Raw genomic sequence first — 19,765 nt, forward strand, 5'->3', positions numbered from 1 at the left:
TCACGCCACGCTGCACTTCTTCAGCGTGTCCCAGGTGCGGGTGGTGACGTCCTTGCCGAAGTTCTTCTCGATCAACGTCATGAACACGGGGCCTTTGTCGCTCGCGACATAGGCAGTCAGCAACTCCCGACCCTGTAGCGCGAGTAGCTGCGCGCCATCGAGCTCGACGGGCAGCTTCGGCTTCGCGGCAGGTGCGACGCGCATGAACGTCACCACGCGCTTGGCCGCATCCGGCAACTTGAACTTCGCAAATGGGTCGCTCTCCACCAGCGTGGCCAATTCAGCCTGCGCACGAACGATGGTGTGGAACGCCTTGCCGAATGACTTGTGCATGGCCGCTTCGCACTTCTTCTCGAGCGCGGCCTCGGTGGTCGCGCGCGCGTCAAACACGGCGTTGCCGCTTGAAAGCAGCGTCTTGACCTGCGTGAACCCAGCGTCCTCCAGGCACGCCTTCAGTTCAGGCATCTTGAGGTTCAACGGGCTCACGCCACGCAGGAACGCTACATAGCGGGGCATGGCGAAAGGCTACTGCTTCTCCAGGTTGGACGTAAACCCGATGGCACGCTTGACCGGACGAGGCTCTGACGTCAGGGCGCGGATCGCATCGATGACACTCGCCAGCGAATTGTCATGGTGAGTCACGCGTCGCTCCAGTTCGTCCAGCTTCTGTGCGAGGACTTTGTGACTGGATAGCACTTCACGAAGTTGCACCCGCATAGGAGACTTTCGCGAGCCGCCCCAACTTGAAGTCGCAAATGGCGACTTCAAGTTGCGAAATTCCTCATCAGACGCCCTGAACATGAAGTCGGACGGGAAGCGACCTGCGTTGCGCCGAACCTGCTCATTCAGGCGTTTCGTCTCAACTTCGTAGAGCGCTGCAAGGTCTGAATCCAGCATCACTCGATGTCCACGAATGACAAGGATGCGCCCAGCCAGCGATTGCGGCGTCAAGGCCGCTTTCGATGCACTCATCACCGCTCACAGGTCAGAACGGAATATCGTCATCCATATCGTCGAAGCCGCTCGACGGTTTGCCTGCTGGCTTGGATGCGGGCGTCGCACGTGATGCCGGCGCTGGTGCGCGGCGCTGCTGCTGGCCGCCATCGTCGTCGTAACCGCCACCGCCGCCGCCACCCGAATCGGGCGAGCCCATGCCCTGGCGGCTGCCGAGCATCTTCATTTCGTCAGCGCGGATTTCGGTGGTGAATTTTTCGATGCCGTCCTTGTCGGTCCACTTGCGGGTGCGCAAGCTGCCTTCCACATAAACCTGCGAGCCCTTCTTGAGGTATTCGCCCACGATCTCGGCCAGGCGGCCGTTGAACACGACGCGGTGCCACTCGGTGGCTTCCTTCTTCTCGCCGGTGTTCTTGTCCTTCCAGGTGTCAGTGGTGGCGATGGTGACGTTGGCCACGCGGTCGCCGCTGGGGAAGGTGCGCATTTCAGGGTCGCGGCCCAGGTTGCCGACGATGATGACTTTGTTGACGGATGCCATTTTTCGGGTTCCTCTTGGATTCTTCGATGATTATGTCGCCTGCGGCTCGTCGGCCAATGCGGCGTCTGGTGACACACGGCTGGGGGCCGGCGTGCGCATCGGCCAGGCCACGACCAGCCACAACAGCATCATGGCGCCGCACACGGCAAACAGGCCTTGCGGTCCAACGCTCTTGGACAGCCAGCCGCCGACGGCGCCGCCGGCAAATAGTCCCAAGGATTGGAGTGTGTTGTACACACCCAGCGCTGCGCCGCGCGTCTGCGGCGGTGCCATGCGCGAGGCCATGCTGGGCTGGCTTGCTTCGAGCACGTTGAAGCCGCAGAAAAACACGAAGAGCGCCAGCGTCAGGCCGACGAGCGACGGCGCCCCGGCCATGAACACCAGCGCGACCTGCACGAGTGCTACAAGCGCAACCGATGCGAGAAACAGCTCGCGCAGCCGCCCCTTGCGCTCCAGCGGAAACAGCGTCACGCCCATCACCACGAACGACGCGAGCACCGTGGGCAGATAGACGTGCCAGTGATCGGCCTTCGCAAGCCCCGCACTGACCAGCAACGCCGGAATGGCAACCCACGTCGCAAGCTGTACGGCGTACAGCACGAACACGCCCACGTTCAGCCGCAGCAGCCCGGCGTGCTTGAACACATCCGTGAATTTGCCGCGCGGCAGGTTCTTGTGCACGAGCGGCTCGGGCGGCGTCCACCACGCGACGATGGCGATGCACGTCAGCGCCAGCATGCCCGTGATCGCGAAGAGCCCGCCGAGCCCCACATGCGCGCCGAGCAACGGCCCCGCGACGATCGACAAGGCAAACGTCAGGCCGATGCTGGCACCAATGAGCGCCATGGCTTTGGTGCGCACGATGTCGCGCGTCTGGTCAGCCAGCAGCGCCGTGACGGCGGCAGAGACAGCGCCGCCGCCCTGGATCGCGCGGCCCACGGTCAGCCAGACCAGCGTGGGGGCGGCAGCTGCCACAAAGCTGCCCACGGCGAACAGGAACAGGCCAAAAATGATCACGCGCTTGCGGCCAAATTTGTCGGACGCGAGGCCGAACGGGATTTGCAGCAACGCCTGCGTGAGCCCATAGATGCCCATGGCCAGCCCGACCATGGCAGGGTCGCTGCCGCCGGGGTAATGCGCTGCCTCCAAGGCGAACACGGGCAGCACCAGGAACAGCCCCAGCATGCGCGCGGCATACACGGTCGCGAGCGAGCCGCCAGCGCGGCGCTCGAGCGGCGTCATGCTGATGCTGGTGGCGCCGGCGGCGGGGCGGGTGGCAGTGCTGGAGGCGGGGCTGGATATGGTCACGAGAGGGGAGATTGTCCGTCATGCCGGACGCAATTCCCCCACCCTGGACTTGACGCGGATCAACACGCTGTCGCCAAACTCGTGCGTCAGGTAACCCACGCGCTCGAGTTCCTGGGCAGCACTTTGCAACACCGCATCCGCCGCGAATGCACGCAGCAATTCATAGTGGCTCGTGCCTGGCTCGTGCGTGCCGCTGATGATGGCGTCGACCACACGCAGTTGCGTTGCCGGGCCGATGCGCTGGTCTGCGAGGCCTGGGCCTGCGCGCAGCCCGCCGTCTTGCGTAGCGTGTTGCCCGGCGTGTTGTGCAGCATGCTCCAGCGCGCGCACCACCGTTGTTCCGAGCGCAACGACACGCCCGCCGCACGCACGCGCCGCCTCGATGGCTTCGAGGGTCGCGCGCGGAATGAAATACGGCTCGTCAAGCGGCAGGCGCGCATCAAGCTGCTCGTCGCCCGTTGATGAGATGCCCGCCGCGTGCGTCAACGTTGCGAACGCAACGCCGCGCTCTTTCAACGACGCAAGCATCGCCCAGTCGAGCACGAAGCCCGCCGAGGGCGGCTCGAAAGCGACGGGTTGTGCCGCCACGCGCGTCCACACATCCCACAGCGCCAGCGGTTGCTGAACATGCGCGTACTGGATAGGCCGCCCGTGGCGGGCCAGCCCCGCCCAGATCGTGTCGGCATCGCCTTCGAAGCGCATCGCGATGAGCCGCGCGTGACCCTGCAGCGAGAGGACCGTCGCTCGCAAGGGGCCGAGCTGCAGTTGATCGCCGGGTAGCAACTCAGGTGGCGCGGCTCGATCTTCGGTGCGCGTGCGCCAGTCGCCTTCGCCAAAAACAACTGCGGTGAACTCGCGCACATCGCCAACGTCCAGCGAGCGCCTTCCAGCGAGGCGTACTTCGATGGTGGCGCCTGCGCGCAGGTGCGTGCCGGCGAGGCTTGCTGGCAGCGTTGCAGCATCGTTGGCGACGAGCACATCGCCGGCTTGCAGGAAGTCTGCGAGCCGTGCCCGCGGTGCGTGTTGCATGCGGCCGTGTTCGTCAATCACAAGCAGGCGCGCCTGCACAGGTCGTTGTGTCGGCTGCTGTGCGGCCTTCATGCGATGACCTCGCTGTTCGCTTCGGCCCATACAACGCGCGCAAGCAACTCTTCAGCCGCTGCTGCCGGCCGCTTGAGCGAGGCGCGGTCCGCGTCGGGCAGCGCCTGCGCGTGCATCGGCGTGTCCATGTCGCCAGGGTCCAGCGCGAGAAAGCGGACGCCGTGCTCGCGCATTTCCTCGTCCCAGATCCTGCTCATGTGCGCGAGCGCCGCCTTGCTCGCGCCATACACACCCCATGTTGCGTAAGCGTTGACGCCCGCGTCGCTGCTGATGTTCAACACCGTGGCGGCACGGCCTTGTCGCGCGGACGACGCGAGTGCGCCCAGCAGTGCCTTGGTCAGGCGGAATGGGCCGAGCACATTGGTCTGCAACGCAGCTTCGAAGTCTTCGCACTCCGTGTCGGCCAGCGGTACCAGTCGCTCTGGGCCAAGTGTGGATGCGTTGTTTACCAGCACGTCAAGCCCGCCGAGTGCAGCCGTCACTTGCAATGCGAGGCCGTGGATGCGCGCCTTGTCGGCTACGTCACCAACAATGCCGTGCGTGCCGGGCAGGCGAGCCGCGAGTGCGCGCACGCGGCTGGCGTCGCGGGCAATGAACACCACGCTCGCGCCGCCGCGATGCAGCCGCTCGACGAGCGCGAGGCCCAGGCCTGAAGTTCCGCCAGTCACCGCAACGCGCAGGCCGTTGAAAGAGAAGTCGTCTTGCTTGCTCATGATGCGTGTCCTTGTTGTTTGGATGTGCATTCACGATAGGCACGCACGCGCATCGCATCCAGCCGGATGTCCAGCGCATTGGCAGATGGACCTTGAAGCGGACAGCAAACGCTTTCTGGCGCGAGAATGCGCGGCATGACCGACCCAGCCGATCCGACAGCCGCAGCAGCCGCGACCACTGCTTCGCACCTGGCACGCAACCTCGTCAGCCTGCGACGCACGCGCTCGCTCACGCAAGACGGGCTGGCCAAATCCGCGGGCGTGCCGCGCTCGACCATCGCCAACCTGGAGTCGGGCGAGGGCAACCCGTCACTCTCGGTGCTCGTGAAAGTGGCGGCAGCGCTGGGTGCGCCGATCGACGAGCTGCTTGCGTCGCCGCGCGCGCTCGTGCGGCACTGGTCTGCGAATGAGGTCGCCCATCAGACCAAGGGACGCGGCGTGACGATCACGCAGCTCGTACCCGAGCCGGTGCCCGATTCGATGATGGAGTTGATGGACTTCGCGCCCGGCGCCGTGATGGGCGGCACGCCGCACTTGCCGGGCACGCGCGAATTCTTCACCTGCCTGCAGGGCCGCGTGCGGCTGCTGGTGGCCGGTGAGGTTTACGCACTGGAGACGGGCGACGTCTTCGCGTTCCCGGGGAACCTGCCGCATTCGTACCAGAACGCGGACGGCGTGGCACCGGCGCGCGGCGTGTCGGTCGTGGTCCTGGCGAAGGCGGGGACCTAGGCTCGCTTCAAGCAGTCGTTGAACCAGCCGTGCAGGCTTGCGTCGAAGGCTTGCGACATGCTCACGGCTTCAGCCCGCGCCGACTCGCGCGTGGATTCGTCGCCCAGCCCATGCGAGGCGCGCGCGACTTCCAGCAGAAAGGCGCGATCGACGTCTTCACTGCCGTTCGCCTCGATCGTGGCGATGCCGTTGCGTGCCGCCTGAAGCGCAATGCTCCACTCGCCGGTGCGGTTGCCGCACAGCGCGATGAGATAGTCGGCACGCTCGTGATTCATCCATGTTCCCGCCTCGCCCCACACCCCGCGTGAGATTTGCGCGCCTTCGACAAGGGCCGACTTGACGGCGGCATCGTCAACCGGGAGCACCTTGCGCTCGACCAGCGCAGAGACCGAGTTGTTGAGCGACGACGCAATCGCCATGCCGAGCTTGCGGCCGCCTGGGCCTGCCGGCAGTGAGCGTGCGCAGTCCAGCAGCGCCATGGCGAAGTCATGCGGATCGGCGCTTTCAGCGGTGTATTGCAAGACGCGCAGCGCAACGGCGGCGCGTGCGTCTTCAGCCGGAGCGCCCGACTCTTGCGCAATGCGCGCCTGCAACGCCCAGGCCTGCACAGCCTGCCCCGCGAGCAGCGCGGCGGCTGCATGCTGCAGACGCAGCACGACGGGGCCAGTGGGGGGCAGCAAGCGTTGCAGCTGGAGCGCTTCGCTCCACGCGCCCAGCTTCTCGCCGATGACATGATTCACGAGCCATGAGAACTGGGGCAGGTCCTTGTCGGCCATTGCGCTGGCGCACATGGCGCGCAGGGCGTGGGCGGCTGCGGCGGGGTCGTCGTCGTGGATGCGGACGATCTCTTCGATGGGCATGTCTGGAGCTGTCATGACGGCAATGCTAAGGCGTGGCGCATGGATTGTTCAACTGCAAACCGTGATTTGGGCCCAGACTTTTTCGCTCGTCTATCGTCTCGTATGTGAGCCGTAATGCTGGAAGAGCTGGCGTTGTAGCTCGTTTGTGAGACGCTATGCCGCCAAGGGTCGCGACGTCTGCCGACGCGCAGGGGTGTCTGTTTGGCGCTGTCAGGAAACGCGTACGGCAGCTGCCACACAGGCTTCTTCGTCTCATCGGTCGCCAGTCGGGTCGTGCCCAGGTGGTCCGTGTGCACCGCGAAGAACTTGCCGTTGCCATAGAACCCGATCGGCATCGACTGGCCTGAATCGGTCGGCAGCCAGATGTACTCCGTGCGCCCCTTGCCCAACGCGCTGCCGTTGTCGTATTCACCCAGCAGGTTGCCGCCTTCGTCGTAGATATAGGCAGTGCCCACGCTCGTCACGGTTGACGTGGTGTTGAACAGCCACTTGAAATTCTGCTTGAGCCAATCCAGAAAGCCTGGGCTAAGCGTCTGCGCATCAGGCAGAGTTTGCTCGGCTTCCGGAGTGCTCTTGGCCACGCGCTGGCGCCACCGACCCCGGAACCTCTGGCAGCGTCAGCGGCTAAGCAGAGTTGCAGACGGCATCTTCTTTGATGAAGAGAATGATGCTGGCTTGGCAGGTTTGAACATAGCGCTGTACCAGTAGCCTTGCGAGTCATTGAGCCAATCAAATTTCTTCTTCTCGGCGAACACGCGCAACGGTGTAAGCGGTATCTCATAGCGCCATAGGAGCGCAAGCAACTCGCGCATAGCCTCTTTGTTAAGAGCAGCAACCTCGATGTCAAGCAACAGGTCTTTGCCGACGCCTTGAACACTACGTATCGCGGCGATTTCCTTGAATCCCTGGAACAGGCGGCGCTCGTCACCTCGCGAGTAAAAGCTGCTCAACGCAATTTGCAAGATCATGTATCTCTCCTACCGACGTCGACCGCCAGGGTATACGTTGTCGTAACGACCACCTGGATACTGCACATCCCAATGGGGACCGCCATGAGCATCGCCCGTAGAGCCTGTGTCGGGGCCTGTGGGACACCACACTCCACCATCCGCCCCCTGCCAGCCATAGCCTCGCCCATTCGGATTTCTAACCCAGTTTTCGCCGCCCTTCGGATCTTTGAGGCCTTCAGCTTCACCTGGCTTACCAGGAGCTTTCGCTCCTTCTGGTTCTTTTGCGTCCTTAGGTGGCTTCGCGAACATCCATTGACTTAGGGCATTCGATATGTCTGCCGCCTTCTGGCCACCAGGGGTGGTCATCCACGCTGCCCATGCAGTTGCCCCTCCGGCAGCAACGCCCCAAAGCAGTGGAACAAAGATTACCTTCCCCGAGGGGTCGACATAGCTAAGCGGATTCCCGCCCACATACCCAAACCGATTCTCACCCCCATCCAACCCAATCGGATCCGGCTGCGTATACCGCCCATTCCCCGGCGCATACGTCCTGAAGTAGTTGTAATTCAGATTCGACTCGGCGTCGAAATACTGCCCCGGAAACCGCAGATTGAATTCCACCGCCGCCGTCGCCTTCAGCAGCACCGGCTGGTTCGTCAGCGCCTGCACGGGCTTGAGCGTCGCTTGCAAAACCCCCGTCGGCTTGTTGTTACCAAACGCTGAGTACGGCAGTTGCCACACCGGCTTCTTCGCCTCATCGGTCACCAACCGGGGCGTGCCCAGGTGGTCCGTGTGCACCGCGAAGAACTTCCCGTTGCGATAAAACCCGATGGGCATCGACTGGCCTGAATCGGTGGGCAGCCAGATGTACTCCGTGCGTCCGTTGCGTTTAGTTCGGTTGATAAGGCTTGGCGCCGCTGCTGTCCGGCCATCCAAACACTTTTACGTGTGGCAGGCAACGGTGCCCTTCCTCTTGCTCCTTGGACGACAACTCTTCTCCACCCCATTCCGCAGCGAAGAGGTGAGCGTGGGGAAACTCTCCCCGGTCAGCTGCCTCAGCAAGGCTATCTAGCAACTTCGACAATCGCCTGAGGCCGGACGGGTCTCCATGGATAAACAACTCATCGCTGTCTTTTCCGAGCTCGAACGTCAACAAGTCCATGATGGCAACTCCATTCGTTTGCTGGCATCGTTACCAAGTTACTTTGCCCGGGAAGTCGCCCCACTTAACGCTTGGGCATGACCGATAGGCAATTCGGTCGAATCACTTTGCCGCAATAAAACCAAACGCTGCGGGCTCCACGTGCTTAAAGCCGAGGACGCCAAGCTCCGCCGTTGTTGTCGAAGCGAACGAAGCGCCAAACACCAGCAGTGTTTTGTAGCCCTCCGCTTGAGCGTCCCCGTTGTAATGGTCGTCAAGAGAGAAACTAATTCGCACAGCGGCATCTCCCAGTTGCTCGCCCTGCTTCAGAGGAAACCACGTAATCGACAACAATTTTCGCTCGGCTGACAGCACGTGCTTGAGCGGTGCATTGACCGTCGTGTCTGCTACCCAAACCGGCATGCAACGGGCCAACCCCTCGAAAAGCGCAGTGCTGTCCATGCTCATAATCAGTGCGACGGTTGAAACCATTTTTTGATGCCTTTCACTTAGAGCACTGCGCCGGGTTTGTGCGGCCACGTGGCCATGGTGAGAACCCGTTTTCGGGAACTTCCCTGCCGCCCGGCCCCCAGTTATGAGGGTGAGGCTGACCTTGCCCGTGATCATGATCCCAATCGATATCAACCGCAGGTCTCCCATCAGGACCATATAGCCGCTCTTGCCCACTCCCCGGATTTGTATGCCAGTCCCCCGGTTTTCCGGTATTGGGTGTCTTATCTTGAAACATCGGTCCAGTGACATACCAACCGATCGCCGCGCCGACACCAGTACCAACAACAAGTCCTACACCGGTTCCGATCGGTCCGAACAAGCTGCCAGCTGCGGCACCAACTCTGGCTCCGTACGACGCCCCAGCCAACGGGCTCAGGCCAAGTGGGTCTGAGGAGACAAGAGGACTGCCTCCAGCATAGATGTATCGATTCCACCCCCCATCCAACCCAATCGGATCCGGCTGCGTATACCGCCCACTCCCCGGCGCATACGTCCTGAAGTAGTTGTAATTCAGATTCGACTCCGCGTCGAAATACTGCCCCGGAAACCGCAGATTGAATTCCACCGCCGCCGTCGCCTTCAGCAACACCGGCTGGTTCGTCAGCGCTTGCACGGGCTTGAGCGTCGCCTGCAACACCCCCGTCGGCTTGTTGTTGCCAAACGCTGAGTACGGCAGTTGCCACACCGGCTTCTTCGCCTCATCGGTCACCAACCGGGGCGTGCCCAGGTGGTCCGTGTGCACCGCGAAGAACTTCCCGTTGCGATAAAACCCGATGGGCATCGACTGGCCTGAATCGGTGGGCAGCCAGATGTACTCCGTGCGCCCCTTGCCCAACGCGCTGCCGTTGTCGTATTCACCCAGCAGGTTGCCGCCTTCGTCGTAGATGTAGGCAGTGCCCACACTCGTCACGGTTGACGTGGTGTTGAACAGCCACTTGAAATTCTGCTTGAGCCAATCCAGAAAGCCAGGGCTAAGCGTCTGCGCATCAGGCAGCGTTTGCTCGGCTTCCGGCACGCTCTTGAACACGCGCTGGCCCAACGCGTTGTGCAGATAGCGCACGTGGGCAGCCTCGCCGTTGTTCACTACATCCACCTTGGCCAAGCGACCCGTCGCGTCGTAGTCGAACGTGCGCAGGCCGTCCGTTGTCATCGCGCCGTTGGCGTCGAGCGCGTAGTTGACCGTGGTGGTCACGACGCTTCTTGTCCTGCCCCTGTTGGTCGTCGTCACAGTCTGCGTGAAACCGAGCAGCTTGTTGCTGTTCGCGTCGATGGCCAGGCTCTGCCCTGTCGCCTTGGCCAGGTCAACGTCGTCGAAGTCGCCGTTCAGGTCAGAACTGTGCAGTTGAACTCCGACTCTGACTTGCTTCTGGATACAGCACCTCAGTCGATCGCCTTTGGCAAGTGGACGAGTGTGATTCCCTATACCTTCCCCCACTGCCATTCGACTGTCGCGGCGATCGCTCCTAGTTGTGCCCCCCAGGACGGAATCAAGAATACACATCGCGACCTTCCGCTCAACACTTGGTCGATGGAGACTTGTATTTCGCGGGGCTGCGCAAGTTGCTCACCTTCAGCGGTTGCCGACATCCAGGTGACGTACGTGTGCACGTCTTGTGGATTGATCGTATGAGTTGAATCGGAGACGACTAACTGGAACACAACGTTCTGCATGCCAAAGTCAGTACATCGAAACTTCGTTACACCACCTAGGAGAAGCGTCACGCACCGGCCGTCAACAGTCCGAAACACGCATTGCAAATTCCCAGCTTCTGCATCTTGACTCAGCGCACATAGCTCAGCGTCATGCAAGCTACATATCGACTCTTCGCTCATGGTGCTGTTCATGGTCTTGGACACCCGTTAATAACTCTGTCGCGCGGCCATGGCGAAAGCGGTACGCCAGGCCCTCGCCGCCCATTGTCCCAATTGTGGCCGTGGGGCTTCCCCGCGCCGTGGTCCGGATGCCAGTCGATATCGACTTCCGGGTTACCGTTTGGCCCATAAAGGCGCTCCTGACCATTCCCCGGTTTCCCATCTGCCGGATTCGTGTGCCACTCCCCTGGATTCCCAGTGCTAGGCGTCTTCTCTTGAAGCATTGGCCCAGTGACATACCAACCAATAGCGGCGCCAACTCCAGCCCCGACAACAAGACCTACGCCAGTTCCGATCGGTCCGAACAAGCTGCCCGCTGCGGCCCCGACTCTCCCTCCGTACGACGCCCCGGCCAACGGGCTTTCCCCTCGAGGGTCCGTTGACACAAGCGGACTGCCCCCACCATACAAATATCGATTCCACCCCCCGTCCAACCCAATCGGATCCGGCTGGGTATACCGCCCACTCCCCGGCGCATACGTCCTGAAGTAGTTGTAATTCAAATTCGACTCCGCGTCGAAGTACTGCCCCGGAAACCGCAAATTGAATTCCACCGCCGCTGTCGACTTCAGCAACACGGGCTGGTTCGTCAGCGCCTGCGTCGGCTTCAGCGTCGCTTGCAAAACTCCCGTGGGCTTGTTGTTGCCGAACGCTGAATACGGCAGCTGCCACACCGGCTTTTTCGCCTCATCGGTCACCAGCCGGGGCGTGCCCAAGTGGTCCGTGTGCACCGCGAAGAACTTCCCGTTGCGATAGAACCCGATGGGCATCGACTGGCCTGAATCGGTCGGCAGCCAGATGTACTCCGTGCGCCCCTTGCCCAACGCGCTGCCGTTGTCGTATTCACCCAGCAGGTTGCCGCCTTCGTCGTAGATGTAGGCAGTGCCCACGCTCGTCACGGTTGACGTGGTGTTGAACAGCCACTTGAAATTCTGCTTGAGCCAATCCAGAAAGCCTGGGCTAAGCGTCTGCGCATCAGGCAGAGTTTGCTCGGCTTCCGGCACGCTCTTGAACACGCGCTGGCCCAATGCGTTGTGCAGATAGCGCACTTGTGCAGACTCGCCGTTGTTCACTACGTCCACCTTGGCCAAGCGACCCGTTGCGTCGTAGTCAAACGTGCGCAGGCCGTCCGTTGTCATCGCGCCGTTGGCGTCGAGCGCGTAGTTGACCGTGCTGGTCACGACGCTTCGTGTCCTGCCCCTGTTGGTCGTCGTCACAGTCTGCGTGAATCCGAGCAGCTTGTTGCTGTTCGCGTCGATGGTCAGGTTCTGCCCTGTCGCCTTGGCCAGGTCAACGTCGTCGAAGTCGCCGTTCAGGTCGGTGTCGCTCGTCGTCTTCTCGACCGAGCTCAGGCGATTGCTGTTGGCGTCGTAGCTATAGGTGGCCGTGGAGCCAGGTCGAGAAAAGCTGGTGAGCCGGTTGCGGCTGTCGTAGCCCGCAGACCAGCCCAGCGTCGTTTGGTAAAGCTCGGTCTGTGTCGTTCCGTCAGATTGCGGCACGGTGCGGCCGGCCCAAAGATTCTGGACGACATCGGTCAGCCGTGAGGCGGGGTCGTAGTTGAAGTACGCCACTTCACTCTGCACGATGCGCCCGTCGGTATCAAACACCCGGTTGGCTGCATCGCCGTTGCTCCACATCCACGACTGGGGCTGGCCCAGCGCCGTGTGCGCGAGTGCGCTGACAAAACTCACCACCGGCTTGGGTTTTCGGATGGTGCCGCCCGGCTCTTGCACGTCGATGCTTGTGATGCGCCCAGCCTGCCGCCGATAGAACACCTTCAGGCCGCTTGGATAAGCGACGCTCGCGAGGTCGCCGTTCGCGTAGGTGTAGCTCAACTTGTACTGGCTCGGGCTCGACGGATTGTCGTTCACGGCCTGCGTCTTGGTCAGCACGCGTCCTTCGTTGTCACGCTGGAATATCGTGTTGCCAGAACTGTCCTGGATGGAACGTAGGTAGCCGGTTTGGTCACCGTCCCACACGTAGGCATCCACGTGCTGCGCGTCATGCCTGATTTCGGTAGGCCGCCCGGCCGCGTCTCTGATGATGGTGCGCGTGTTGCCCTTTGCATCGGTGACAGCCGTAATCTGGCCATTGCTGTCCCGTTGGTAGGTGTACGTGCCAGTATCCGGGCTCGCCTCCGCCAGAACATCACCAAATGCATTTCTTGTGTAGCTGGTCTGCACACCTTTTGGATCGGTCACCTGTGTGAGCTGGTCCAGCTGGTTCCACGATTGATTGACAGAGGAGCCATCAGCCAGGGTCACAGCGCGCACGCGCCGCAAGGCATCGAGCGTTTGCGTCGTGGTGTGCTGCAAGGGGTCGGTGGTGTCCTTCGGCTCGCCGTTCGCGTCGTAGCTGAAAGTTGTTGATTGACCTTGCCCGCCCTGAATGGCGGCCACCTGGTTGAGCGCATTGATGACGCGGGCCGTATTCAGGGCAATCGTGCCGTTGATATCGCTGACCTGCTCGCCCACGCGATTGCCCGATGAGTCCAATGTGTAGAGCACTGCCGCGCCGCGATTGTCGGCTGCGTAGTACAGGCGATGGGCAGCGTCGTAGCTGTAGTCGATGCGGTATCCGTTGGGCAATGTGGCGCTGGCGACTTGGCCTGTTGGCGTATAGGTGAATGTCGTTGCTTCGCCATTGTGGACAGTGCTGTAGAGCCTTCCTCGTGCGTCATAGGCAAAGCCTGTCTGCAGCCCGTTCGGATCAGTGCGCGATGTCGGTCGGCCCGCACCGTCGAATGTGTAGGTTGTTTCTTGTCCCAACGGGTTTTTCACGCTCGTGCGATTGCCGGCGCTGTCGTAGCCATACCGCCAGACCACTCCATTCGGCTGCGTCATGGAGTCGGCAAGGTTCTGGCTGTTGTATGTCCACACCCACGTGCGCGTCTGCGCCGTAGCCAGATCGGTCACCGCTTGAGTCAGAAGGTTTCCAACACCGTCATAAGTGAAAGCTGTCGTCCGGCCCCGCTCCGTCACCAGCGCGGGAAGCGCGAATGCGGGATGCCATTGAATGGACACCGTCTGTGCCTGCGGCGTACCAGCTGCCCTGGTCATGGCCGTCACCAGCTTGCGACTGGCATCCCATGTATAGGCGGTCTGCGTTCCAGTGAAGTCGGTTTCGCTGGAAGGAAGATTGCCCTCCCCAAACGTTTGGCTTGCAATGCCCCGCCCATCAAATGGCCCGTTGCTGGCCGCGAGTTGCACTGTTCCGCTGTCGTTCTGGTACTGGTAATTGCGCTGCGTGCCCAGTGGGTCGATCACCTGAGTCGCCTGGCCTGCACCGTCCGAATAGGTGAATGTGTAGCTATCGACATTGCCAATGTGCGCCGTGCTGGCGGCTCTGCCCATTGCGTCGTAGGTGTACGTGGCGAAGCGATTATTCAGTTCGTCATTGATGCCGGTGAGTGCGTCGGGCCAGCGCGCATCTTCATAAAGGTAGTTCCTTGCGGTGTTGTCGGCATAAGTCACGCGGCCGAGCATCGCGCCTGTGTAGGCATAGCGGATGACGCGCCCATCAGGCAAGGTGACTGCCGTGATGTAGCCAAGGGATGTCCGCGAGAACGTGATCGCCCTGCCGAATGCGTTTGTGACACTTGCCAATCCGAAGGCGTTGTATTGCGCTGTCGTGGTCCAGCCATTGCGTTGGGTGATCGAGAGCAACCGCCCGGTGCTGGTCTGGAACAGCATCCGAGTGTCGTCGCCCGCCCGCGTGAACTGCATGGTGTTGCCAATGGCTGTCAATTGATCGGCACTGGTGTCGCTGCGCCAGACGCCAGCCGAATCAAGGGAGAAGATGTACGTGGCACCGTCTCCTAGTTCGACGGACATGCCTGCGCCGGAAGCGACGATGCGGGCGGCGTAGTCATGGCTCCAATTGGGGCCGAAGCCAGCAGGTGGCGCGCCATAGCTGCGATAAAACCGGGTCAATCGAAGCGGGTTTTCCCCCGCATCGCGCCAGTCTTCTTCGTCCTGGGTCTTTTGGCCCGTCGCTGGGCTCACGGGGTTGCCGACCGGGCAAGAATTGTCGATCGGTGCAGCCAGCGCGACCTTCTTGGTTGCGGGCGCTCCACATCCACTGCACTGCCCCGTGAGCGTCAAGGTTCCGCCCTTGGGCGGCATCTTCATCAAGAACGAAAAATTCCCGGTCGCATCCGCTTGGCCGCTCGCTGTGCTGGCACCTGGTGCAGTGACGTTGATGGCGACGCCTGCAGGGACCGACGCGTAGTTGGTGAGTCGGGCGTTGAATCTGACGATCTGTCCGGTGCGCGCTGCGGCCGGGCCGGTGATCGAAATGCTGGTGAGCGGCGTGAGGCAGACGGTTTTGCCTGTGGCGTCTTCGCGACTTCGCAAGGGCCAACTCGGGCCATCATTCGGGCCAGGTTGCGGGTTCTGGCAATACGGCCCGTTCACGGTCCAGTTCATGAACGTCGTTCGGACTTCTCCAGTGACGAGGCCTGTGCGAATGCACTGGCATTGACTCGCGGCGTAGTCACCGTCGATCTGAGTGGCAGCACCGACGCTGCATGAGGACAACGTGTAGTCCTCGTTGCCATTGGAGCCTTGGTGAAAGCCTTCGCCATAGTACGCAGCGCAGGAAGCCGCACCGGAAATCGAGACGGGCCCGTCAAACCGCAACGCTCCCAATACCGAGCTGCCTTGGGGCGTGAACCACCCGCGTTGGGCGGTGCTGCACTCGTAGGTTTGTCCGCCGCTGGTGCAAAGATCCGCCTGGGCTGCGCCACAGCAGAGCAATGCGACAAAAAACGCAAGTACGACCCGAACAGGCCGATGCAAATAGACCATTTTTATACTCTCCCTGGGCCGGGATACTACTTTTGATACGCGACCGGAACAAGTCGATACGCATTTCGTGGCCTGCTTGCATCGCGGCCTGTCAGGCCAGCGTCACTTCACGCGGGAGCCAGGACCTTTTCTACCCACAACGGCTGCACATTCAACAAGTCCCGCTCGACCGCGCATCGCTCCTCGACCACCACGCCATCCAGACGCAAGCGCGCCAAAATCTCGAAGAAGCGCGAGGCAACACCAATCGCCGCGTCGCTGTCTCCAAGCGCACCCTCCGCGCCGCCGAGCACCTTCTTCGCTTCAGCGAGAGTTCGAAACGGCGCACGCGCGCGCGCCTCGACCAGCCGCCGCGCGTCCGACATGCCCAGGCCATCGACCGCTGCATGAATCACTTCGGCAGATGCGGTGTTGATGTTCACGGAAGTGCGCACAGGAAGGACCGTGACATAGGGTCGCAGTGCCGTGATCGTTTGCTGCGTTGCACCTAGCCACGCAAGTTGCTCGATGCGCGTTGGCATCAGCGGCGCTTTGCCCTGCGCCGCCGCGTCGCCTGTTGGCCTCGACGCAGCCAGCAGTAGGTTGTCCACGATGGTTTGCAATTCAGAAGGCGGCAAAGATAGTGATTCAAAGAGCCGCTCGAAGCTGCGCACATCGGCCTGCGAGATGCGCCCATCGGCGATCAGGTTCGTGATGTTCAGCCGTGATTGCAAGTCCGTGATCTGGCCCGACAAGAATGCCTCCAGCATGTCGGCCCCGGCATCAGATACGGTGCCGCCTTGCGCCGCCAGGAACTCCGACAAGCGTGATTCCTGCAACCCCACTGCCCACGGTTCAGCAAGATGGTCCACGCTGCCTGCGCGGGCGTCTTCACGCAAGACCAGGCGCGCCCAGTCGAAAGCACCGGCCAGAATCCAGCCCGCCTGCACCCGCACACGCTCGGCCCGCTCGACTTCGAGCGCGCGCCATTGCTGCCACAGCGCGCTGCTGGCGAACACAGCGACGAGCGCTACGGTAAGCATCGCCATAAGGAGCGCGGCGCCCGATGATGTTTTGCGACGGCCCACGTGTCAGGAGTGAATGTGTCTTTGAGGGGAGCGGCAGTATACGAACCCGCCCCAAAGGGTACTGGCAGGTATCATCTAGGGTTGCTCTTCGGAGCCCCTCGCAGCCCATTTTTCAGCTGGTCGCAGCCCATCCTTGAACACTCCGTCCGACGCCAAATACCTCGAGACCAGCGAGGGCAGCAAGTACCTCGCCGCGGCCCTGGCCCTGGCCCAGCAGCGGATCAGCATTCGCGGCGCGCGCACGCACAACCTCAAGAACATCGACCTCGACATCCCGCGCAACCAGCTCGTGGTGATCACGGGCTTGTCGGGCTCGGGCAAGTCGTCTCTCGCATTCGACACGCTCTATGCCGAAGGCCAGCGGCGGTATGTGGAAAGCCTGTCTGCCTACGCGCGGCAGTTCTTGCAGTTGATGGACAAGCCCGATGTGGATGTGATCGAAGGCCTGTCGCCCGCGATTTCCATCGAGCAAAAGGCCACTTCACACAACCCGCGCTCCACCGTGGGCACTGTCACTGAAATCCACGACTACCTGCGCCTGCTGTTCGCGCGCGCCGGCACGCCCTACTGCCCCAATCACAACATTCCGCTCACGTCGCAAACCGTTTCGCAGATGGTCGATAGCGTGCTGGGCCTGCCGCCCGATGCGCGGCTGATGATCCTGGCGCCCGTGGCGCGCGAGCGCAAAGGCGAATTCGTCGAGCTGTTCGAGCAGATGCAGGCGAGCGGTTATGTGCGTTTTCGCGTCGATGGGCAAGCGTATGAATTCGACGCGTTGCCCAAGCTCAAGAAAACCGAGAAGCACGATATTGATGTCGTGATCGACCGCGTGAAGGTCCGGCCCGAGATCCAGCAGCGGCTGGCCGAGAGTTTCGAAGCGGCGCTGCGCCTGGCCGATGGCCGCGCACTGGCTGTTGAAATGGATACAGGCCAAGAGCACTGGTTCAACGCGAAGTTTGCGTGCCCCATCTGCAATTACTCGATCACGGAACTCGAGCCACGGCTCTTCTCATTCAATTCCCCCGTGGGCGCATGCCCGTCTTGCGACGGCCTGGGCCACATGGAGTTTTTCGATCCGCTGCGAGTGGTGGCGTTTCCGTCGCTGTCGCTCGCAAGCGGCGCGGTGAAGGGCTGGGACCGCCGCAACGGCTACTACTTTTCGCTGATCGAAAGCCTGGCCAAACACTACAAGTTCAACGTCGATTCGCCTTTTGAAGATCTTGACCTGCCGGTGCAAAACGCGATCTTGCATGGCTCGGGCGATGAGGAAATCAAGTTCAGCTATGTGATGGACTCGGGCAACTTCGCAGGCAAGAAACTGTCGAAGAAGCATCCGTTCGAAGGGATCATCCCGAACATGGCGCGGCGCTACCGCGAAACCGATTCTGTCGCCGTGCGCGAAGAGCTTGCCCGCTACCGCAGCATGCAGCCCTGCCCCGATTGCGGCGGCACGCGGCTGCGCAGTGAAGCGCGGCACGTGAAGGTCGGCGAAGGCGAGCAGGCGCGCGCGATTTTCCAGATCAGCCACGCCACGCTGCGCGAGAGCCTGGCGTATTTCAACGGTTTGCATCTGCACGGCGCCAAGGCCGAAATTGCCGACAAGGTGATCCGCGAAATCGGCCTGCGGCTGAAGTTCCTCAATGACGTCGGCCTGAATTACCTCAGCCTCGATCGCAGCGCGGAAACACTGTCGGGCGGTGAGGCGCAGCGCATCCGGCTTGCCTCGCAGATCGGCTCAGGGCTCACCGGCGTGATGTACGTGCTTGACGAGCCCAGCATCGGCCTGCACCAGCGCGACAACGACCGCCTCATCAGCACGCTGCGCCACCTGCGCGATATCGGCAACAGCGTGATCGTCGTCGAGCACGACGAAGACATGATCCACGCAGCCGACCACGTGATCGACATGGGGCCGGGTGCGGGCATTCATGGTGGCCGCGTGATGGCGCAGGGCACCTTCGATGAAGTCGCCGCCAATCCGGAGTCGCTCACCGGGCAGTACCTGTCGGGCAAGAAGTCCATCCCTGTGCCGGTGCACCGCACGGCGTGGTTGCCTGTGTCGCAAGACGTGCGCGATGAATACAAGCCTTCCTCGAAATTCCCGCCGAGCGACGCCGCGATTCGCCGGCGCGAGCGCGAAGCGCATCACCTGGCCACGCGCGGCAAGCTGCAAGAGATTCGCGTGCTGGGCGCCAAGGGCAACAACCTGAAGAACGTGAGCGTCTCGTTCCCCGTGGGGCTGCTCACGTGTGTGACGGGTGTGTCCGGCTCGGGCAAGTCAACGCTGGTCAACGACACGCTCTATGCCGCCGTCGCACGCACGCTCTATCGCGCGCATGACGAGCCAGCCGCACACGACGCCGTTGAAGGCATCGAGCACTTCGACAAAGTCATCAATGTCGACCAGTCGCCCATCGGCCGCACGCCGCGCAGCAACCCGGCGACGTACACGGGCCTGTTCACGCCGATCCGCGAGTTGATGGCCGACACGAACCTCGCGAAGGAACGCGGCTACGGCCCGGGCCGCTTCTCGTTCAACGTGGCGGGTGGCCGCTGCGAAGCGTGCCAGGGCGATGGCGTGGTCAAGGTCGAGATGCACTTCCTGCCCGATGTGTATGTGCCCTGCGATGTGTGCAAGGGCCAGCGCTACAACCGCGAAACGCTGGAAGTGCAATGGAAGGGCCGCAACATCGCGCAGATTCTCGACATGACCGTTGAAGATGCGCATGTGTTTCTCGGCGCCGTGCCCACCATCGCGCGCAAGCTGCACACACTGCTGGATGTGGGCCTGTCTTACGTCAAACTCGGGCAGGCGGCGACGACGCTTTCGGGCGGCGAGGCGCAGCGCGTGAAGCTGGCGCTGGAGCTTTCGAAGCGCGACACGGGCCGCACGCTCTACATCCTCGATGAACCAACCACGGGCCTGCACTTTGCCGACATCGCGTTGCTGCTCAAGGTGCTGCACCAGCTGCGTGACGCGGGCAACACCATCGTCGTGATCGAGCACAACCTGGACGTGATCAAGACGGCCGACTGGCTGATCGACATGGGCCCGGAAGGCGGCGCGGGCGGTGGCGAATTGGTGGGCGTGGGCACGCCTGAGGACATCGCTGCAAACGAAGCAAGCCACACCGGGCGCTACCTCAAGCGGCTGCTGTAAACCGGCTGCTGTCAAGGCGCTGCAGCGCGGCCCATAGCGAGCGCGCCTGCA

17 protein-coding genes are annotated in these 19,765 nt (G+C 62.2%); 2 read left to right on the plus strand and 15 right to left on the minus strand.

Annotation, left to right across the window (positions count from 1 at the left end; all coding sequences use genetic code 11):
• From GHT07_RS05360 to GHT07_RS05385, 6 genes are all read right to left on the minus strand, one after another.
• Nucleotides 1-516 (minus strand): DUF1697 domain-containing protein, encoded by a 516-nt coding sequence (locus GHT07_RS05360; protein WP_153584043.1) that lies wholly within the window; start codon nt 514-516, stop codon nt 1-3.
• A 9-nt stretch (nt 517-525) separates the two neighbouring features.
• Nucleotides 526-972 (minus strand): ORF6N domain-containing protein, encoded by a 447-nt coding sequence (locus GHT07_RS05365; protein WP_153584044.1) that lies wholly within the window; start codon nt 970-972, stop codon nt 526-528.
• A gap of 13 nt (nt 973-985) precedes the next feature.
• Complete coding sequence (ssb, locus tag GHT07_RS05370; RefSeq protein ID WP_153584045.1) at nt 986-1,492, minus strand: single-stranded DNA-binding protein; 507 nt, start codon at nt 1,490-1,492, stop codon at nt 986-988.
• 30 nt (nt 1,493-1,522) lie between these two features.
• Nucleotides 1,523-2,734, minus strand: coding sequence for an MFS transporter (locus tag GHT07_RS05375; protein ID WP_153584300.1), 1,212 nt, complete (start codon nt 2,732-2,734; stop codon nt 1,523-1,525).
• 84 nt (nt 2,735-2,818) lie between these two features.
• The gene (locus tag GHT07_RS05380) at nt 2,819-3,901 is read right to left on the minus strand and encodes an S-adenosylmethionine:tRNA ribosyltransferase-isomerase (protein ID WP_153584046.1); all 1,083 of its coding nucleotides are present in this window, start codon (nt 3,899-3,901) and stop codon (nt 2,819-2,821) included.
• The gene (locus tag GHT07_RS05385) at nt 3,898-4,614 is read right to left on the minus strand and encodes an SDR family NAD(P)-dependent oxidoreductase (RefSeq protein ID WP_153584047.1); all 717 of its coding nucleotides are present in this window, start codon (nt 4,612-4,614) and stop codon (nt 3,898-3,900) included. Before GHT07_RS05385 ends, GHT07_RS05380 begins: the two co-directional genes overlap by 4 nt.
• Before the next feature lie 135 nt (nt 4,615-4,749).
• On the opposite strand from GHT07_RS05385, the gene GHT07_RS05390 reads away from it, so the two are divergent.
• Complete coding sequence (locus tag GHT07_RS05390) at nt 4,750-5,343, plus strand: XRE family transcriptional regulator (RefSeq protein ID WP_153584048.1); 594 nt, start codon at nt 4,750-4,752, stop codon at nt 5,341-5,343.
• Here the strand turns inward: GHT07_RS05390 and GHT07_RS05395 are convergent.
• The 9 genes from GHT07_RS05395 to gspK all read right to left on the minus strand — a co-directional run bounded on the left by GHT07_RS05395 (nt 5,340) and on the right by gspK (nt 16,554).
• Nucleotides 5,340-6,218 (minus strand): hypothetical protein, encoded by an 879-nt coding sequence (locus GHT07_RS05395; RefSeq protein WP_153584049.1) that lies wholly within the window; start codon nt 6,216-6,218, stop codon nt 5,340-5,342. The two genes, GHT07_RS05390 and GHT07_RS05395, sit on opposite strands and share 4 nt — an antisense overlap.
• Nucleotides 6,215-6,784, minus strand: coding sequence for a hypothetical protein (locus GHT07_RS05400; protein WP_153584050.1), 570 nt, complete (start codon nt 6,782-6,784; stop codon nt 6,215-6,217). The genes GHT07_RS05395 and GHT07_RS05400 overlap by 4 nt, the downstream gene beginning before the upstream one ends.
• 36 nt (nt 6,785-6,820) lie before the next feature.
• Complete coding sequence (locus GHT07_RS05405) at nt 6,821-7,171, minus strand: hypothetical protein (protein ID WP_153584051.1); 351 nt, start codon at nt 7,169-7,171, stop codon at nt 6,821-6,823.
• Nucleotides 7,172-7,180: 9 nt separating this feature from the next.
• Nucleotides 7,181-7,990 (minus strand): polymorphic toxin type 37 domain-containing protein, encoded by an 810-nt coding sequence (locus GHT07_RS21400; protein ID WP_228488200.1) that lies wholly within the window; start codon nt 7,988-7,990, stop codon nt 7,181-7,183.
• Between the two features lie 52 nt (nt 7,991-8,042).
• Nucleotides 8,043-8,315 carry an Imm32 family immunity protein gene (locus tag GHT07_RS05420; RefSeq protein ID WP_153584052.1) on the minus strand — a complete coding sequence of 91 codons (273 nt, stop codon included), beginning with the start codon at nt 8,313-8,315 and terminating at the stop codon, nt 8,043-8,045.
• 102 nt (nt 8,316-8,417) lie between these two features.
• Nucleotides 8,418-8,834 carry a hypothetical protein gene (locus GHT07_RS05425; protein ID WP_153584053.1) on the minus strand — a complete coding sequence of 139 codons (417 nt, stop codon included), beginning with the start codon at nt 8,832-8,834 and terminating at the stop codon, nt 8,418-8,420.
• Nucleotides 8,800-10,248 carry an RHS repeat-associated core domain-containing protein gene (locus GHT07_RS05430; RefSeq protein ID WP_194792833.1) on the minus strand — a complete coding sequence of 483 codons (1,449 nt, stop codon included), beginning with the start codon at nt 10,246-10,248 and terminating at the stop codon, nt 8,800-8,802. Before GHT07_RS05430 ends, GHT07_RS05425 begins: the two co-directional genes overlap by 35 nt.
• 400 nt (nt 10,249-10,648) lie before the next feature.
• Nucleotides 10,649-15,217, minus strand: coding sequence for an RHS repeat-associated core domain-containing protein (locus GHT07_RS05435; RefSeq protein WP_194792834.1), 4,569 nt, complete (start codon nt 15,215-15,217; stop codon nt 10,649-10,651).
• A 377-nt stretch (nt 15,218-15,594) separates the two neighbouring features.
• Nucleotides 15,595-16,554 (minus strand): type II secretion system minor pseudopilin GspK, encoded by a 960-nt coding sequence (gene gspK, locus GHT07_RS05440; protein ID WP_323740810.1) that lies wholly within the window; start codon nt 16,552-16,554, stop codon nt 15,595-15,597.
• A gap of 133 nt (nt 16,555-16,687) precedes the next feature.
• On the opposite strand from gspK, the gene uvrA reads away from it, so the two are divergent.
• Nucleotides 16,688-19,714, plus strand: a complete 3,027-nt coding sequence (uvrA, locus tag GHT07_RS05445) for an excinuclease ABC subunit UvrA (protein ID WP_153584057.1) — start codon at nt 16,688-16,690, stop codon at nt 19,712-19,714.
• Nucleotides 19,715-19,765: the final 51 nt, after the last annotated feature.

The organism is Caenimonas koreensis DSM 17982, assembly GCF_009646335.1.
GTDB classification, from domain to species: domain Bacteria; phylum Pseudomonadota; class Gammaproteobacteria; order Burkholderiales; family Burkholderiaceae_C; genus Ramlibacter; species Ramlibacter koreensis.

Excerpts from the sequence above, each read along its gene's own strand:
- GHT07_RS05360 (WP_153584043.1), bottom strand. The coding sequence starts at position 516 with ATGCCCCGCTATGTAGCGTTCCTGCGTGGCGTGAGCCCGTTGAACCTC.
- GHT07_RS05365 (WP_153584044.1), bottom strand. The coding sequence starts at position 972 with ATGAGTGCATCGAAAGCGGCCTTGACGCCGCAATCGCTGGCTGGGCGC.
- ssb (WP_153584045.1), bottom strand. The coding sequence starts at position 1,492 with ATGGCATCCGTCAACAAAGTCATCATCGTCGGCAACCTGGGCCGCGAC.
- GHT07_RS05375 (WP_153584300.1), bottom strand. The coding sequence starts at position 2,734 with ATGACGCCGCTCGAGCGCCGCGCTGGCGGCTCGCTCGCGACCGTGTAT.
- GHT07_RS05380 (WP_153584046.1), bottom strand. The coding sequence starts at position 3,901 with ATGAAGGCCGCACAGCAGCCGACACAACGACCTGTGCAGGCGCGCCTG.
- GHT07_RS05385 (WP_153584047.1), bottom strand. The coding sequence starts at position 4,614 with ATGAGCAAGCAAGACGACTTCTCTTTCAACGGCCTGCGCGTTGCGGTG.
- GHT07_RS05390 (WP_153584048.1), top strand. The coding sequence starts at position 4,750 with ATGACCGACCCAGCCGATCCGACAGCCGCAGCAGCCGCGACCACTGCT.
- GHT07_RS05395 (WP_153584049.1), bottom strand. The coding sequence starts at position 6,218 with ATGACAGCTCCAGACATGCCCATCGAAGAGATCGTCCGCATCCACGAC.
- GHT07_RS05405 (WP_153584051.1), bottom strand. The coding sequence starts at position 7,171 with ATGATCTTGCAAATTGCGTTGAGCAGCTTTTACTCGCGAGGTGACGAG.
- GHT07_RS21400 (WP_228488200.1), bottom strand. The coding sequence starts at position 7,990 with ATGCCCATCGGGTTTTATCGCAACGGGAAGTTCTTCGCGGTGCACACG.
- GHT07_RS05420 (WP_153584052.1), bottom strand. The coding sequence starts at position 8,315 with ATGGACTTGTTGACGTTCGAGCTCGGAAAAGACAGCGATGAGTTGTTT.
- GHT07_RS05430 (WP_194792833.1), bottom strand. The coding sequence starts at position 10,248 with ATGGCAGTGGGGGAAGGTATAGGGAATCACACTCGTCCACTTGCCAAA.